14 protein-coding genes, 1 tRNA gene and 1 pseudogene are annotated in these 17,947 nt (G+C 36.5%); 8 read left to right on the top strand and 8 right to left on the bottom strand.

Going from position 1 to position 17,947, the window contains the following annotated elements; translation table 11 throughout:
• Position 1: 1 nt before the first annotated feature.
• From ACFIK2_RS02410 to ACFIK2_RS02385, 6 genes are all read right to left on the bottom strand, one after another.
• Positions 2–1,981 (bottom strand): heme lyase CcmF/NrfE family subunit, encoded by a 1,980-nt coding sequence (locus ACFIK2_RS02410; RefSeq protein WP_375634249.1) that lies wholly within the window; start codon positions 1,979–1,981, stop codon positions 2–4.
• A gap of 7 nt (positions 1,982–1,988) precedes the next feature.
• Positions 1,989–2,468, bottom strand: coding sequence for a cytochrome c maturation protein CcmE (ccmE, locus tag ACFIK2_RS02405; RefSeq protein ID WP_375634251.1), 480 nt, complete (start codon positions 2,466–2,468; stop codon positions 1,989–1,991).
• A gap of 77 nt (positions 2,469–2,545) precedes the next feature.
• Positions 2,546–3,316: a tetratricopeptide repeat protein gene (locus ACFIK2_RS02400; RefSeq protein ID WP_375634253.1), complete on the bottom strand. Its 771-nt coding sequence runs from the start codon at positions 3,314–3,316 to the stop codon at positions 2,546–2,548.
• A 230-nt stretch (positions 3,317–3,546) separates the two neighbouring features.
• Positions 3,547–4,965, bottom strand: a complete 1,419-nt coding sequence (locus ACFIK2_RS02395; protein ID WP_375636213.1) for an ATP-binding protein — start codon at positions 4,963–4,965, stop codon at positions 3,547–3,549.
• On the bottom strand, positions 4,965–5,630 hold the full coding sequence (locus tag ACFIK2_RS02390) for a response regulator transcription factor (RefSeq protein WP_375634257.1): 666 nt from the start codon (positions 5,628–5,630) through the stop codon (positions 4,965–4,967). Before ACFIK2_RS02390 ends, ACFIK2_RS02395 begins: the two co-directional genes overlap by 1 nt.
• A 21-nt stretch (positions 5,631–5,651) precedes the next feature.
• Positions 5,652–5,888: a hypothetical protein gene (locus ACFIK2_RS02385; RefSeq protein ID WP_375634259.1), complete on the bottom strand. Its 237-nt coding sequence runs from the start codon at positions 5,886–5,888 to the stop codon at positions 5,652–5,654.
• 348 nt (positions 5,889–6,236) lie between these two features.
• Between ACFIK2_RS02385 and ACFIK2_RS02380 the strand changes: the two genes are divergently transcribed.
• The 4 genes from ACFIK2_RS02380 (at position 6,237) to ACFIK2_RS02365 (ending at position 10,848) form a co-directional block, all read left to right on the top strand.
• A complete protein-coding gene (locus tag ACFIK2_RS02380; protein WP_375634261.1) occupies positions 6,237–8,390 on the top strand; it encodes a transglycosylase domain-containing protein in 2,154 nt (717 codons plus the stop codon).
• 17 nt (positions 8,391–8,407) lie between these two features.
• Entirely contained in the window at positions 8,408–9,004 is a 597-nt protein-coding gene (locus ACFIK2_RS02375) for a DUF1214 domain-containing protein (RefSeq protein WP_375676863.1), read from the top strand.
• Positions 8,997–9,536, top strand: a complete 540-nt coding sequence (locus ACFIK2_RS02370; RefSeq protein ID WP_375636211.1) for a hypothetical protein — start codon at positions 8,997–8,999, stop codon at positions 9,534–9,536. Before ACFIK2_RS02375 ends, ACFIK2_RS02370 begins: the two co-directional genes overlap by 8 nt.
• Positions 9,537–10,062: 526 nt before the next feature.
• Positions 10,063–10,848: a DUF1499 domain-containing protein gene (locus tag ACFIK2_RS02365; RefSeq protein ID WP_375636209.1), complete on the top strand. Its 786-nt coding sequence runs from the start codon at positions 10,063–10,065 to the stop codon at positions 10,846–10,848.
• A gap of 1,469 nt (positions 10,849–12,317) precedes the next feature.
• Here the strand turns inward: ACFIK2_RS02365 and ACFIK2_RS02360 are convergent.
• Positions 12,318–12,629, bottom strand: a complete 312-nt coding sequence (locus ACFIK2_RS02360) for a hypothetical protein (protein ID WP_375636207.1) — start codon at positions 12,627–12,629, stop codon at positions 12,318–12,320.
• Between the two features lie 256 nt (positions 12,630–12,885).
• On the opposite strand from ACFIK2_RS02360, the gene ACFIK2_RS02355 reads away from it, so the two are divergent.
• From ACFIK2_RS02355 to ACFIK2_RS02345, 3 genes are read left to right on the top strand one after another with little or no spacing between them, the layout of a single operon-like run.
• Positions 12,886–14,553 carry a peptidase domain-containing ABC transporter gene (locus ACFIK2_RS02355; RefSeq protein WP_375676862.1) on the top strand — a complete coding sequence of 556 codons (1,668 nt, stop codon included), beginning with the start codon at positions 12,886–12,888 and terminating at the stop codon, positions 14,551–14,553.
• Positions 14,543–15,868, top strand: a complete 1,326-nt coding sequence (locus ACFIK2_RS02350; protein WP_375676861.1) for an HlyD family type I secretion periplasmic adaptor subunit — start codon at positions 14,543–14,545, stop codon at positions 15,866–15,868. Before ACFIK2_RS02355 ends, ACFIK2_RS02350 begins: the two co-directional genes overlap by 11 nt.
• Positions 15,869–15,874: 6 nt before the next feature.
• Positions 15,875–16,339, top strand: coding sequence for a toxin-activating lysine-acyltransferase (locus ACFIK2_RS02345; protein WP_375636201.1), 465 nt, complete (start codon positions 15,875–15,877; stop codon positions 16,337–16,339).
• Positions 16,340–16,572: 233 nt separating this feature from the next.
• Here ACFIK2_RS02345 and ACFIK2_RS02340 read toward each other — a convergent pair.
• Positions 16,573–16,647, bottom strand: a tRNA-Gln gene (locus ACFIK2_RS02340).
• A 559-nt stretch (positions 16,648–17,206) separates the two neighbouring features.
• Between ACFIK2_RS02340 and ACFIK2_RS02335 the strand changes: the two are divergent.
• A pseudogene (locus ACFIK2_RS02335) lies at positions 17,207–17,916 on the top strand (tyrosine-type recombinase/integrase); the annotation flags it as partial.
• Positions 17,917–17,947 lie beyond the last annotated feature (31 nt).

Raw genomic sequence — 17,947 nt, 5'->3', positions numbered from 1 at the left:
CTCAATGTCTTTTCCAAAAATTTAAAGCAAGCACTATCCTATTGTACATGCCAATGCGAAACCAATACCCCAAAAGAGAAAAACATCCCCCCATAGCCATCATGAATGCCCCTAACCAAATACATATTACATAAGGCTTCCACCATACGTGCACAACGAGACCCCGATTATCGATATGTCCCGGTACAATATATAGCTGCGATAAGCCATAATTTTTAAGACCAACTTCTGTTGTTGATGTATTTTGGCTTGAATAAAATCGCTTTGAGGCTGTTACATGACCCACAATGTTTTTATTTTCATATATTTTAAAATAAAATTCCATTGTCGAATAATTCGAACCAACACCATCATGCACTGCATCAAAATGAAGCGTTTTATCCGCTATCGTCACCCTATCCCCTACGTTCATGATTAAAATACGTTCTTGCCCAAAACTTACCACGCAAACAATACCAAATAATGTAATGCCTAATCCCATATGTGCTATTGCTGCACCAAAAGTAGACCATGGCAATCCAAGAAATCTCTTAACGCGTACTGAAAAAGCTCTCTTGCCATATCCACTCTTTCCCCATAGATCCGCTAAACTGCCTAAAAAAACAAACGCTGAAAGCCCAATCCCTAAAACTGCAAAAATATCACGCACAGATGCCGCATAGAATATTATAAAACAGACGATACCAACCAATACAAAAACAAACCACAACCGTTCAAAAACTGCAAGAAAATCACCGCGTTTCCATGCCATCATTGTCCCAAATGGAACAAACAACAACAGCAAAACCATTAGCGGTCCACAGGTAAGGTTAAAAAAAGCAGCCCCTACAGAAATTTTTTGCCCTGTTAATATCTCAATAAAATAAGGATAAAGCGTACCAATCAATACTGTTGCTGTTATTGTTGTCAGTAACAAGTTATTTAAAACAATAAACCCTTCACGTGAAATTGGTTGAAAAAATCTTTCTGTTTTTAAAATAGGGATACGCAAAGCAAAAAGAAGAAAAGCAGCTCCCGTAAAAAAAAATAAAAGAGCAAGAATTGCTTGCCCGCGTGCTGGATCAACAGCAAAACTATGAACAGAAACTAAAAGCCCAGAACGCACAAGAAAAGTTCCCATCAGAGAAAGGGAAAAAGTAAGCAGCGCTAAAAACAGAGTCCAACTTTTCAATATTTCTCGTTTTTCGAGAACAAGAGCAGAATGTAAAAGAGCCGTTCCTGAAAGCCAAGGCATAAACGAAACATTTTCAACAGGATCCCAAAACCAATAGCCTCCCCATCCTAGCTCATAATAAGCCCAATAAGAGCCAACCATAATACCCAATGTCAAAAAACACCAAGCAAGTAAAAGCCACGGACGAATCCCACGCGCCCAAATTCTATCAACATGTCCCATAATCAATGCCGCAACGGCAAAAGAAAAACAAAGTGAAAAACCGACATAACCTAAATAAAGTAGCGGTGGATGAATTGCTAATGCGATATCTTGTAAAAGAGGATTGAGACCATTTCCCTGCAATGCTGGTGGATTTACGCGTAAAAATGGATTGGATACAAAAAGAATAAATAAAAGAAAAGCAGTTGTAATCCAACTTTGGCAAATTAAAACAAGCGTCTTAAAATCTTCTGGCAAATGTTGGCTAAAAAAAGCCATCAATGCACTAAAAAAAGCAAGACTTAAAACCCACAACAACATAGAGCCTTCGTGGTTGCCCCAAACACCTGTAATTTTATAGAGCATCGGTTTTTCTGAATGAGAATTCTCAACAACGTTCAAAACAGAAAAATCAGATACAACATAAGCATAAATTATCACTAAAAAAGATAAAAGCAGTAATGTAAAAGTAATATATGTTAGAGGAACAACTGTTTGCATTAACAAACGCTCTCTCCACCAAAAACCTAAAGCAGGTAAAAATGCCCCTAATAAGCTTACTGAAAATGCTGCAGCTAAAAAAATATGACCCAGTTCGACAAGCACAATCGAATTATTTCTCCATAATGTAATGTTTTTTCAAACGATCAGCTGTTTCTTTAGGCATATAAGTTTCATCATGTTTTGCTAAAATACGCATCCCTATAAAAAATCCCTGTTTATCGAAATGCCCTTCTACGATCACCCCCTGACCTTCACGAAAAAGATCCGGTAAGGCACCATTGAAAACTACTTTTTCATGTTTTTTGTTATCCGTTACAAAAAAAACAACGCCTCTCTCTCCAACATATTGAACAGTTCCCTTTTCAACAAAGCCACCCAAACGCAAAGGGCGCTCCGTTAAAATATCTTCTCTTGTAATTTCAGAGGGCATTCTAAAAAAACTGACCGCATGACGCATTGCATACACTATGAGACTTGCTGCAATTGTTATAACCAAACAACATAATAATATGATCAGTAAGCGCTTTTTTTTTCGCTGCTCTAAAATAACCTTCCATGAGGTAGAATTCTTTAAAGATTGACTGTTCATAGACACTCTGCGAAAAAATTTTAAATACGTTATAACTAAGTATCAATATTTTATTTTTTAAGAGCTTTGCACATCTTCTACATAGGTGCAAGATTTCTTTTCTTTGTATGATCACTCGATAAATCACGTAACTGAATCATCATTTTTTTAACACGTGATTGTCCTGAAAAATTTTCAGGCATTGTATCAAGAAAGCTTTGTAAAAATTGCACTGCCTGCGCAGTTTTTCCTGCTTGATGCAATGCATCTGCCAACAATAAACGTGGATAAAAATCTGTTGGCGCTAAATCTGCTGCTTTTTGAAAAGCATTTTGCGCTTCTTGCGTTATCACTCCCCCTTCATAACCAACCAATGCTAAACCGTATCCTACAAGCCTTGGAGCTGTTTCTCCATTCAAACGAAGTGCATCTAAATAAGTATTCACTGCTTCTTGAAAAAGGCTTTCTTCGAGATACCCTACCGCTAACGCATCTGCTAGCTTGCCATCATGAGGTGCACGGAAAAAAAGCACTTGTAAACGAATAAGCTTTTCTTGCTTACTAAGAGTTTGAGGATTTTTATCCATTAATTCGCTAAAAAAATAACTTTTCACTTCTGGATTGCCTGTCAGCCCATAAATATTCCATGTCATAAGGAGAACAAACAAGATACTTAAAGCCTTAAGAATATTTCTTTTTTTATAATGCATATAAAGCTTGTTAAACTCAATCATACGCTTATGGCTTCTGTAACCATCCACGGTTTGAACTTTCCATTCTTTTTTTATCTCATCGTCAAAACGTAGTGAAAGAAAAAGAACACTTGCCAGAAAAATCAGAAAAAATGCTGCAGAAATTAATAAGAGCATATCGTTTTTTTCCAATACGAACAGAGAATAACTCGCTTACATTTTATCCTCTTCATGAGAAAAATGATGTGAATTAATAAAAATTCATTTTTTCATGGAGAATATTAATCTATTATATACATCAATTAAACAAAGAAACTAAAAACAATGTTTCCCTACTCTTTGATGTATTGTCTGAAAATACTGCTTTAAAAACTTTATAGACATTTCTTGCTTAAGGAGAAAATATGTTATTCTCCCATCTTAGGTAATAAAACTTTTGCATACAATCCACCCAAATCAGAACGTGATAAAAAGAGATTGCCACCATATTCACTGACCATATCTGAAACAATTGCTAACCCTAAGCCTGACCCTAGTTTATTTTCATTAAACCGCCGCCCTCTTTTTAATGCTTCATCAATTTTGTCTTCTGTTAAACCAGGACCATCATCTTCTACAAAGATACTAAAATATTCTGTTTCTTCAGCATTTTCTTCTAAACAACAAGAGATCAAAACCTTTGCGCGAGACCACTGAGTAGCATTTTCAATCAGATTCCCTATAATTTCTTCTAAATCTTCCTTCTCTCCAGAAAAAACAATATCATCAACATCCATAATAAATTGAATTTGTTTTTCAGGATTAAGCTTTTTCATAACCCGCACCAAGCGTTCAAGCACACTGCGAACAGACGTATGATAGACAACACTATCGCATTGTGCTGCAATCCGCGCACGCTGAAGATAATGATTGATTTGAGCTTGCATTATTTGCGTTTGCTCTCTCAACAAACTAGCCTTTTCTCCGCGCATCTTATCTGTCTCATTCATAATCACGGATAGAGGCGTCTTCAATGAATGCGCGAGATTACCAACCTGTGTGCGAAATCGCTCAATAATACGCTGATTATTATTAATGAGAGCATTCATCTCTTGTACAAGCGGCATCACTTCGCTTACTAAATCCGTATTCACATAATGAACTCTTCCTTCGCGAATATCATTCAATGCACGTCGAATAAGCTTCAACGGTTGAAAACTAAAGAAAATAATAGCAATATTAATAAGAACACTCCCGATACCGAAACTCCAAAGAAAAATTTGCAAAGTTCGCTTAAATTCCTTTACCTGGGCATGAGCTTCATCGATATTCCCAACAAGCCGAAAACGTGCAATATGATTTTTATTATCAAGAACAACATCACTCTCAATCACTTGTAGCTTTTGACCATTGTTCCCCGTTATCCGATAAGAGCGAAAGAATTTATTGTTAAAAGGTATATCAACATCACTTGGTGTAAATATCTCGCCTGTTCCCAATGAGGGGGATGTCAATCTTCCTTTTAAATTATGGGATATCGCAACAACTTCCCAATACCATCCTGTTGTTGGATCAGAATAACGAATATCATCAATCCCAGCCCCTCCTCTTAAAGTACCTTCTGATGACACCGTCACTGTTGCAATAAGACTGTAGAGTTGAGCAGAAAGGATACGCTCTAGGCTTTGTTCAGTCGAACGCTTATAAAATAAAATACTTACTGCAGAAATCGATAAAAGAGAAATAACAACCCATAATGTTGATAAGATCATAACACGTAAACTGAGAGATCGAGTAATTACAAAAAAGAACCTCCTATACCAATTATTCTCTTCAAAAACATTCATTAATCACCTCGCGTTCTCACGCGATATCCCATTCCTCGAATAGTTTCAATCAAATCCACTCCAAGCTTTTTCCGTAACCGACCTACAAAGACTTCCACTGTATTCGAGTCCTTATCAAAATCCTGATCATAAAGATGTTCAGTAAGCTCTGTTCTTGAAATGACTCTGTCACAATGATGCATGAGATACGAAAGCAGTCTGAATTCATAAGATGTTAGTTTAATCAATTGACCATCCACAAAAACACGAGATGTCTTTGTATCCAACAAAACATTTCCGCAACATAATGCACTCGTCGCATGTCCCGTAGTGCGACGAATTAATGCTCGCAAGCGCGCCATCACTTCCTCCAAATGAAATGGCTTCACAACATAATCGTCAGCTCCAGCATCAATACCGTGCACCTTATCAGACCAACGGTCTCGCGCTGTTAGCATTAAAACAGGCATGGAGATCCCTTCTTGACGCCACTTTTCAACAACACTAATACCATCAATCTGCGGTAAACCTATATCAAGTATCACCGCGTCGTAAGACTCTGTGCTACCTAAAAAATAAGCCTCTTCACCATCGAAAGCACTATCGGAAACATATCCTGCACGTCTTACAGCTTCTGCTAATTGATGGTGAAGATTCCGATCATCTTCAACGATTAAGATACGCATCACAACACCATCTGCTAAAGACTAATCAGCAGGAACAAAAAACTCAACACGACGTAACTTTTCACCATTACGGGCTGGTACAACAACCACAATTGCACACATGTCCTTTCCATCCTGAACAACCGGTTTTGAACGGACGAGAACCCCGCTCTCTTGCGCGGCAACCTTCTTACCTACTTCAGCACACCCAGAAGCTCGAACAGAATCTGCTCCTAAAAAAGCTGCTATTATTACAAACAAGAATTTTTTTTTCATCATAAATATTTCAATAACCCATCTCTTCTTTTCCTTGATAAAGGATAAAAGAAATAATGGTTTTTTTGGGTCGACTTAAAAATCACAAATGGAAATAATTTATCCTCTATCTTACAGAAGAACACATTAATATTATTCCAAATTTTTAAAAACTCAAAATAAAATATTTTTAATAATGAGAATAAAATTTATTCAATAAAATAATAAAATCTTAATACACTATCTTATGAAAAATGAATAATTCTAAAATAAACTCTTTCTCTGTTAGCACTATAGCAAAAAAATACTTCTACTCCATATAATTATTGTAGATTTGTTTGGTTGTATTTCTTTGCCATAGGCTCTCTTTAAATGTTTGATTTTTTTAAAAAAAAGAAAAGGCAACATCGTAAGCCATTTCACAGTCCTGCTCTCATTGAATTAGACGCACGATTAGACACAGCGCTTTATCACATTCGTTCTGCTAACAGTTTTTTCTGGAAAAAGGCAAAAATCGTCTCACAAAATTTTCATCTTCAAGGATGGAAACGTTTTATCGTTGAAGTTCTCGATGAAATACTAACATTAGGGTTGATGGGATTTACTCTTTTTACCATTTTTGGCATTTCTGTTTTTGAACTGACCAAAACAGATTGGTCTTCTCCTAAAAACTTTTCCATTCTTTTTCTAGATCGCTATGGAAATTCCATTGGGCACCGTGGTGCACTGCCGGCAATCTCTGTCCCCGTTGAAGAAATGCCTGACACTGTCATTAAAGCGGTTCTCGCTACAGAAGACCGTCGTTTTTTTGATCATTGGGGTATTGATTTTCAAGGACTTACACGGGCAATTTCACAAAATATGCAAGCTAAAGGTGTGGTGCAAGGTGGTTCAACTCTCACACAACAATTGGCTAAAAATTTATTCTTAACAAACGAGAGAACCATAACACGTAAAATCAAAGAAGCTTATCTTGCTCTTTGGCTAGAAGCAAATTTTAGCAAAAAGCAGATTTTACAACTTTATCTTGACCGAGCCTATATGGGAGGAAACAATTTTGGTATTGCCGCAGCGGCAAAATTTTATTTTGGAAAAAACATACGTCATGTATCTTTAAGTGAATCTGCTATGTTAGCAGGACTCTTTAAAGCTCCAACAAAATATGCTCCTCATAGTCATCTCTTTGCTGCTCAAACACGTGCCAATGTCGTCCTTTCTAATCTTGTTAATAGTGGCTTTATGACAAAGAGCCAAATTATCAATGCGCATCGCCACCCTGCTAAGGCACTTCCCCAAATAGAAAATAATCAGCCAGATTATTTTCTTGATTGGGCATTCGAGGAAGTCAAAAAAATGCGCAATCAACTTCCAAGCCATAGTTTAATTATTCAAACAACCCTTGATCCGAATATTCAAAAAGCAGCAGAAGAATCAATCGCATATCATTTACATCAATATGGTCAACAATATCGCGTAACCCAAGCTGCCACCGTTATACTCGATAATAACGGTGCCGTATGCGCAATTGTTGGAGGACTCGATTATAAAAAGAGCCAATTTAACAGAGCAACACAAGGCGGACGGCAAACTGGTTCTTCATTCAAACCTTATGTTTACGCAACCGCACTGGAACACGGACTGTCTCCCTCGACAATTGTTTTAGATGCTCCTATCAATTGGGGAGGTTGGACACCCAAAAATAATTCTGGTCGTTATTTGGGAAAAATTGATTTAGCAACAGCTTTAGCTTTTTCTATTAATACAGTCCCTGTGTATCTCACCTATCAATATCTTAACCGTGATACCCAACCCATCATAGATCTCATCAAGAATATGGGGATTAACGCGCATATTTTATCACACAAAACAATGGTTCTTGGCACTTCCAATATGACCCCCATGGATCAAGCTACAGGCTTTAATGTCTTTGCCAATGGAGGAATAGCGGGTAATCGTCATGGGTTTACGCAAATCAAAACAATTGATGGTCGTGTTGTGTGGGATTTCGAACATAACGGAAATAAGTTACACCGAGTTCTCAGCAGACAATCAACAGCTTATATGAACCAAATGATGGTGGGTGTCACGACACGAGGATCTGGTAAGCGTGCTGCTCTGCCCATGACTCTCGTCTCAGGGAAAACTGGAACATCACAATCTTATCGTGATGCTTGGTTTGTTGGCTTTACAGGCAATTATACGGGAGCCGTATGGATGGGAAATGATAACTTTTCACCGATGAATCGTGCTTTTGGGGGTGGCGTTCCTGCCATGATATGGCATCGCATCATGCTTGCTGCACATCAAAATATCATGCTCAAACAGCTCTATGGTGTTCAAGATTCTCTCCTTCCTCCTTATCAGCCCCCAGTACTTTCTTCCCATGCAGATTCTGAAGTTCCTCCTCCAATACCCTCTACGCTTTCTCCTGAAACATTGAATATTGTGCGATTGATTAACAAAGATCTGAAAAAACCATCTGCAATTTCTTTGAAGATGAAAACAACTGGAGATTCAACATTTTGAATTCAAGATATTCACTGATGTTTTTTAATATCACCATTTTCTTTTTTATCTTCACTTTTTCCATTTTATGTGGAACACTGAGTGTCGATTATGTGCTCAATTCCTTTCCTCATTTTGAACGCTTTAGAATTGGAAAATGGAGTGCTTATCCAAAAATGGGAACCGCCAATATGGATCCTTATACCCGCGCCCGCACGACCAAACGAGGCATTGTTTCACTCGGACGAACTGAAGGTATTCAATTCCAGATTTGGCAAGATAACCAAGGGCGTCCACTTCATCATCACTGTCATTATTTACTCAAAGGCACCATCCCTGAAACCCGTCTTTTTACCCTTTATACAGCTGACAAATCCCTAAAACCCTATACTTCATCCAAAGAAATACCTTTTGAACTCCACACTGACAATATTATATATGAGCATGATGGCTCATTGCGCATTAATATTTCACCCACACCGCAAACCGGCAATTGGCTTGCAACAGTTAGTCAAAAAGAATTCGGGCTTATTCTTACTTTATACGATACCCCAATCATCTCAGCAACGGCATTACAAACGCTTACAATGCCATCAATAGAACAAATCCCATCAGGACAAATAAATTGTGACTAGATTTATTTATATCGCACTTCTTGCAATCATTGGCGCTATTATTGTTCATATTTGCGTTCTCTTTCTGATCCCCACCTGGGCACAAGATAATATATGGACAGCACTAAAAAAATCTGGAACCTCTTATCAATTTGTCGATTTTACTCCCGATAATCCTATTCAACAATCTGCTGATCCCCTCTTTCTTCTTAAAGTCTGCAGATTTAACCTTGAAAATGGACCTGTTCATTTAAAAGCTTTGAAAACACGACAATTTTGGTCACTAGCAGCCTACACACACAACGGAATTATTTTCTATAGCCTTAATGACCGAACAGCCCCTGATGCGACACTCGATCTTATCATTGGAAAACCAATACAAATCATAGAACTCAAAAAATCAAAACCTAAAAAAAATACCAATTCAGTTTTGGTTGCTAAAAATTTGAATGAAGGGTTTGTTATTTTACGTACTTTTGTCCCTTCTTCCCTTGCGGGAAAAGAAAGTGAAGCTTTCCTTTCATCTGCGACCTGCCGTATATTTTATGAATAAAAACCGACTAACCTCTCATTTGTACAACACCTTACTTTCTATACAAAATACATGAAGCCTATCAAAATGGTTATCTTTTTTCTCTATTAATTGAATATTCAAATTTATCTGATTATAAATCCCTCAATTTTTTATTGAGATATAATGAAATCTCTATTGCACATCATCATATCCTATTTGATACGCATTATCTGACAGAAAAAACTCCCCGCAATCAGAAGAGAAAAATCAAGAGTAAAGCTCTAAAAAATATGCTGCTAACAATTGTAAAACTTGTTATTTGAGTTTATTTCTTTTTATTTACAAACATTCCCATAAAATTCGCATCAATAACATGATAAACTATAGAAGAAATACTGTTTACCTTCAATGAAGTGCCAAAACAATCGCTGGAAACTTATAAGACATTACGCATCCTTGACCTCAAAAATAAGTGCTTTATTTTTGTTTTATGAGCATAAGCTTTTTGTAAGATAGCACTCTGAAAAAACTTGGCTTATAGTTTACAATTGAGGGGAAAAACTTCATGAAGAAGAGATATGTTCGGTTCGTTTCAAGAGCAGCAGTATGGTCCCCTCGATTTGGTGGATTGTCGTTCTTTATTTTATTATTTTCAGTCATTTTACAACGTTTTTCCGTCATTAACATAAGCGACTTCATAATTTTGATAGGTATCTCTACTGGCTGTGTAATTATTTCTCTTTTTCTGGCTATTAAAGCACTTCATAGTTTATGGTTATATGGTGCTCTAGGGGGAATGAAAGCTTTAAAAGGGATCGTTTATTCACTCATAACTGCGACACCATTGATGCTCTTTTTTGGACTTTGGTTTACCTTACCGGCTCTTTACGATATTTCTACCGATACACAAAGCCCGCCGGCTTTTTTTCGCACAATACGTCCCAGCGATGCTTTACCGCTCAAAAGTGTTTTGACTGAACAAGCAGCAATACAGATGTCACAATGGCCAGAAATATCGGGGCGCCGTTATGATGGCTCACCTGACCGTATTCGCGAATCCGTTCTTAATGTTTTAGCTGCGTATGATTGGCCTGTTGTAGCACAACGAGAATTCAAAGGCGAAGAAAATGAAATTTATATCGAAACGAGAGCAAAAACTTTTTATCTTGGCTTTATTTTAGATATTGTTATTCGTTTAACTGATGAAGGGGATACAACTTTTGTTGATATGCGTTCTGCTTCTCGTTATTTGCCAAGAGATTTGGGGACAAATGCTGCTTTTATTATCGATTTTATGGATGCACTTGATACAGAAATCGCCTCACTTCCTCTTTCTGAAGATAATGAGTAGAGGTTAGAAGTATAGTAAGTTACATTTACTAAATTAGCTTATTTCAAAAATAAATTTTGAGACGTGCAGAAACGCACAAAACATTTATCGTCTCTCGACGGCCATAAGCATTACTGACAAGTTCTTTAAACACCCAAAAGCAACTTATAGACTCTTTTTAGCGCGTGACATATAGATAAAATATTTGAATTTGAATTCAAATTCTAAACTTAAATACTATAATTGATTTTACATATATTTTTTATGCTCAGAAATCTCATCATAAAAGTAGGAAAGAAGACTTCTCTAATAAGGAAATTAAGCATTTCTTACAGGCTTATTTTTCCAATGAAAATAGAAAAATATATCTTCATCAAGAAAGATGAAATACATTTATCATAAAATATGATGCATATGTAATATAGTTACAGAAAAAAATAAACAATAAAATACACATAAATTCATCTGTATTTTACAATAAATGATTATTTCAATTTTATAAAGAAATTTCATAATAATAAAAAAAATATATATTATTACAAATAATAGAAACTTATTTAAATGAAAATAATTTTTTATCAAACATAACTTAAATATAAATACTAATATCTAATATATTTAAACGCAACATAAATAAAACAAAACGCCAAAAATAACAAAAAGAACCCACTAAATGTCTTAATTGCTTCCTTTATACTATTTTTCCAACTGTCACCACTGTATCTATAAATTAATGAAAATGAAAATATAAAAATAAATATTGAAAATAAAATATCAAAAACATTATTATATAAAGATAATAAATAATCATTTTTCATATAAATAACGTATACAAATAAAAACTGTTATAGAAAGTAATATAACAAATATAATGAACAAAAATGTGCTTAACAACATTTTTTTCACAATTTCTTTGTTACTATAACCTTTAAATTTATACCGTAAAAACATTGTATAGAAAAATATAAAGAAAGCACATGTAGAAGATAATAATTCTGCAATAATACGAATAATATCACTCATAAAAAAATCCAAATTAAATATATATAAAAACAATAAACATTAATATATATTATATCATACAAAAGTTAATAAAGTAAAATAATATAAAAATAAAATTTCCAAATTAATCTATAATTATAAATTAATAATGAATAATCATTGTTCATAGAAATAACGTATATAAATAAAAAATATTATAGAAAATAATATAACGAACAAAAATATTCTTAACAAAATTTTTTTCCAAACTTCCTTTTTACTATAACCTTTAGATTTATAATATGAAAACAATGTATAGAAAAATATAAATAAAGCACCTATAGAAAATAATAATTCTACAATAATACTAATAATCTCATTCATAAAAAAAATCCAAATTAAATATATAATTTTGTAAAATTATGCACCTAAACCTTCCTGTCAAGTTTGTAGACACATAATTATGCCTACAAGCTTGTTCATTTTAGAAATATCTGCTGATTTTTATATTAGCGATAACATCCATAGGCTGTATTTCCTATACCTGTGGCAAATCCTACTCCAGAGCCAACTCTTCCTCCTAACCATAAACCTTCCACAGCGCCTATTGGTCCTCCAGTTACCCCCCCCATAACTCCACCAATTACCACTCCCATATCATGTCCCCTATGTCCCATTGAAAATCCTGCAGAGAGATAATCTCCAACAGTACACCCAGGTCGTGATCCACTGCTTGAAAAATTCATTGATGAAATATTTGACCACGTATTAGAAACATGAGACCAACCATTAGAAAAACTAGAACCAAATGAACGAAACATATAAAACCTCTTTAATTATTGTTAAAAATAACTGTATCACAAAGATACAGTGGAAAATTCATTATTATTCATTTTAGCAAATATCAAATATAATTTGTATAAATAACAATAAAAATACTGTATAAATAAAATATACATTTTGTTTGTATTGCATACATACAAAATGTATATTTTGTACAAATATAATACTATTTACAATACTGTTTAAATATGCGACATCCATCGCTCTTTCTCTTAAACAAAATCATAAATTCAAATGAGTCATTCACAAGAAAAACCTGTATCATTCTCTTGGTTTACAAGAACAACAAAGAAATATATTTATTATGTCATCGAACTCAGTTGCGTTGCTGTTGTTTTGCGCTTACTTGGCTTGGTGAATCCTTTTATTTTTCAAGCGATTATCGACCGTATTCTCCCTTTTCAACGTATTGAAAGTCTCTATGCTATCGTTGTCTTGATGGTTGCTATTATGCTGTTTAGCACGGCTCTTAGCACTCTATCAGGTTACCTAGGCGCTTATTTAGCCAATCGGCTTACATTAGAATTTGGGCGGCGCATTTACAGCCATCTGTTAAGTCTTTCCTTGCCTGTCTTACGCACTTGGCAAGTGGGAGAACTATTCACGCGAATCGGAGAGGTTGATACAATTCGCGGTTTTCTAACAGGAACCATCGCCACAACTGTGCTAAATGTTCTGTTCGCAATCATTTATCTTGCGGCACTCTTTTCCATTAGTCCGAAACTGACCTTCATTGTCCTTATCATTTTACCTTTACAAATGGGTTCTTTAGCGTTGGTCGGTCCCTTCTTGCGCCGCCAATTACGCCGTTCTTTCACTCTGCAAGCTGTCCATAAATCGCGCCTTATTGAAAGTTTTACCAATCTTGAAGCCATTAAAGCACATGTAAAAGAATCTGCTCATACGATACGCATGCAAGAAACTTTAGCTCGTAGTTTAGATCAAAGCCTTACAACCAGTAAATTGCATCTTCTCAATGGAGCCATGAGCCATATTTTTGGTGATCTTTTCACTATTTTTATTATCTTTTTTGGTGCTCAGGCAGTTCTTCAAAACCAGATTACGCTAGGGCAACTTATTGCCTTTCATCTCCTCGCTGGAAATGTTTCTGGTCCTATCTTAAGCCTTGCATCCCTATGGGAAGAATGGCAGCATTTGAAAATCTCTCGTCTTCGTTTGGGCGATATTCTTAACTCCCCTTCAGAATGGGAAGAAGAAAAGCCGCCTCTTCAACTCAGCGCTCCTCCTCATCTTGAAACCAACGATCTCTGTTTTTCTTATGGAGATAAGTCCATTATCAATCATCTTGATGTCTGTTTACAACCTGGGCAACCGATTATGTTACTTGGTCCTTCAGGGTGCGGAAAAACAACCTTGGCGAAGCTCCTTTGTGGACTCTACCCCCCAACAAGCGGAAAGATATTGATTAACGCCCAACCTTTACAGAATTTTGATGTCCGTAGCGTGCGTAAAACAATCGCGTATTTTCCTCAAAATCCTTGCCTTTTTTCCGGAACTATTCTTGAGAATATGCTTCTTGCTAAACCAGATGCCACTAAAGATGAAATCGACTCTGCACTATATGTTAGTGCTTGCCATGATTTGATTGCTCAGTTGCCTTTAGGACTCAATACTCAAGTAGGAGAGCAAGGTGGTTTTTTATCAGGTGGTCAGCGCCAACGCTTGGCTTTGGCTTGTTTCTTTCTGATAAACCCAAGCCTGCTTATTTTGGATGAACCTACTTCCGCATTGGATGACGCTGTCAGTGCACAAATTGTTGAGCATTTATATAAACTTTCACAAGATCGTATTGTTCTTGTTATTACCCACAAAAGTGACCTCTTTCCTCGGCATGCAACCGTCTTAAACTTTACTGATTTGGAGGCAAAAAATGGCAGATAAAGCTCCCTATTTGCGCCCTTTGTCACCAACGCTTCATATGGTTGTTGCTGTTTTGGTCACCTTATTTCTCTTTATTGTAATCGGCAGCTTTATCGCAAAAACAGAGATTGTTGCACGGGGGCAAGGAAGTGTTATTCCCACCGCTTACGTTCAGCTGGTCCAAGCGCAAAATACAGGACGCATTGAGAAAATTCTTGTAAAAGAAGGGCAATTTGTTCATCAAGGCGATCTCCTTATTCAATTAGATCCTCGTGAAGCCCTCAATGAGTGCGCACGTGTTCAAGCAGATATCGCGCAACAAACTCTTCAAGCACAAATCGCAACAGCTATTTTAACAGCTTTACATGAAAGTGATCCTTTGGATAAAGATTTTGTGACCAAAGGGATTGCCTATCTGCCAGTTCCTCCTTCTGGCAACACGACTGCAAGAATAGAAGGGGAAAAACTCATTAGCGCTACCCTTCAATCTCTCCAAGATAAATTAAGAGCGCTAAAAGCACAGGCGGACCGCGTCGAGCGCAGCGGTGCAACACAACATGCGCAATTAGATAGGTTGGAAGATGATCGTCAATTAAGCCAAGGGAAATTAAAGGCTGCAAAAAGCCTAATGGAAACAAAAGTCATTAGCCAAGCAGTTTATTTAGAGCGTTTACATGACTTTAAAAATGTCGAGCATGAAATTTTAACCAATCAAAGACGTTTGGAAGAAAATGCCGCCGAAATAAACACCCTCCGCCAACAACGGAAAAGTCTCATTTCCGATGAAATCGCCCGCTATCGGCAACTTTCGCGTGAAACAGAACTGAATCTTCAAGGATTAAAAGCAAAGCTTGATAGCACTCAATACCATCTTGACCACTTATCACTTTATGCACCTGTTGATGGACGTATCGATGATTTAAGTATCCATACTTTGGGCGGCTTTGTAGAGGCTGGTAAAACTCTCATGCGCATTGTCCCTGGTGCCGGCGGACTCATTGTCGAAGCGTTTTTTGATAACAGCGATATCGGCTTTTTAGAAAAGGGCCAACGCGCTTACATCAAGTTTTCTGCCTTTCCGCCTGAACGTTTCGGTGTTATCCACGGTACAGTCGTTAATGTAGGCGCTACAGCACGCTATGATAAAGAAATTAATGGTGTCTACGCTGTTTTAATCAAAATTGACCAAGATCACATCACTTTGAATAACAAACAACTTAAATTTATCCCTGGCATGACTGTGACAACGGATGTCATTACCTCAAAACGGCGTCTCATTTCTTATTTCTTTGAACCTATTACCAAAGTTTTAGAACAATCTCTAAAGGAAAGATAAAGATTAATGTGTGTGCATAAAAATCCTTCATCATCATTCATAGACCCTCTTACAGCGTTAGGAGCTATGATGGTTTTAATGCTTACATCTCCCTTATACCGCCGCTGGCGAATTTGGGATATCGAACGCAACATAGGACCCGCCTTACAGACTGGGCAATATAAACTCTATAAAAATGAACGTGGAGAATTTTGTGCCTTTATCACTTGGGCTTTTTTAGATGAGAAAAATCATCAATCTATGCTTAAAAAGGGAGAATTTTTACCCGATGTCAATTGGCAGAATGGAAAATACGTATGGTTTATTGATTGTGTAGCACCCTATGGCCATACTGCTCATATTGTACGCGATATGCAACGAAATATATTTCCTGATCAGCGTTATTGTTATGCTGTACGACGTAATGAAGATGGTGGAATACGAAAAATTGCACGCTGGTGTTGCTATAGAGCGCAAAATCCAGCCAAATAGTTTTTCTAAAGCAAGTGCGCATAAATCATTTATTCCCCTCTTATAAAAAATAAGCTTTTAAAAGAGTTCTTTAAGCGATAGCTATATTAAAAGAAAACTTTACCATTATTTAGAGCTGCCCCGCTACAAATAGGTGTTTTTCAACTTACCAGACTTTCTATGAATAGCAATAGATGGTTAAGGGGGCTAATTCACTCTCAAGCTGAACTTTGATTAACTAATTTCACTAATATTGGCTGGGGTACCTGGATTCGAACCAGGGAATGCCGGTACCAAAAACCGGTGCCTTACCGCTTGGCTATACCCCAAAAAAACACGCTTTATAGCAACTCTTGCACTTTATAGCGATTCCTGTGATTGGACGCAATATCTGAAAATCAAAGACTTTACTTTTTTATCATAAAATTTCTGAGTTTTGTATGGCATTGCCATCGATACAAATTCGTAGCAGAAACTGATATACAGTTGTGATTTTAACATAAGAAAAAACCATTTATCCATCAATTATTTTGCTCTTTGTATTGATTTTCTAGGAACAGAAAATGAAAATCTTGCAGTTTACTCATGTATCTAATAAATTTGCATATGATTTACTTTTCTTGATATATTAAAATCCCATCTTGCTCAATTTAAGAAAAAAGCTGTCACCACATTGGCAATCGGTAAGTGTATAATAGTGCTGCTGTGCTCTGGCGACACATTGATTTATAATAATAAATCATCCTTTTTCAACTTGAATCATAACTCCGAATATAGTAAGATTTTCTCATCACAAACCCTCTCAGATTGAATCAATTAATATCACTTGCTTGCACGTCAAAAGCGGGGCTAGTGTGTGGGTAAAAATTGTACAAGAAAGGAGTAAAAATGGTTCTTATGAATCGTCTTAATGCAAGGGCTGTCGCAACATTGGGGCTGGCAAATATAATGATGGTGCCGGCTTGCTTCTTCATAAGCGTAAAGATGGTGGTGCTCAATGGCTTTATCGTTATACCATTCATGGTCGGCGCCGCGAAATGGGCTTGGGTGCATTAAGACATGTTTCTTAAAAAAAAGCCCGTGAATTAGCAAATCAATGGCGTTCTGTTTTGCATGAGGGGCGTGATCCCATTAAAGAACGTGAGAAACAAAAGCGTGAGGCAATAAGTAATCTCCATTACCTAAAAGACATTGCCTTAGATGCTTTTGAAAGTCGTAAAGCTGAATTAAAAGGAGATGGCAAGGCTGGGAATTGGTTTCTACCTTTACAACTTTATATTCTCCCCAAATTAGGCTGTATTCCTATTTCAGAAATTACACAAACAGAGATACGCAATGTTCTTGCTCCCATCTGGCATGCAAAAGCTGCAACCGCAGAGAAAGCAATAAATCGTCTTAATATTTGTCTCAAACATGCTGCTGCTTTGGGGCTGGATGTTGATTTACAAGCAACGATAAAAGCACGGGCTCTCTTAGGGAAACAACGCCATAAAGCACAAAATTTACCAGCAATGGACTGGAAAGATGTTCCTGCCTTTTATCAGTCACTCTGCAAAACAACAACAATGACACAACTGGCTTTGCGTTTGCTTATTCTTGCATTAAGCATAAAGATGGTAATGTCCACTA

The sequence above is a fragment of the Bartonella sp. AP88XZML genome, from assembly GCF_042195565.1.
Taxonomy (GTDB): domain Bacteria; phylum Pseudomonadota; class Alphaproteobacteria; order Rhizobiales; family Rhizobiaceae; genus Bartonella.
This window is presented reverse-complemented; position numbering and strand designations above follow the sequence as displayed.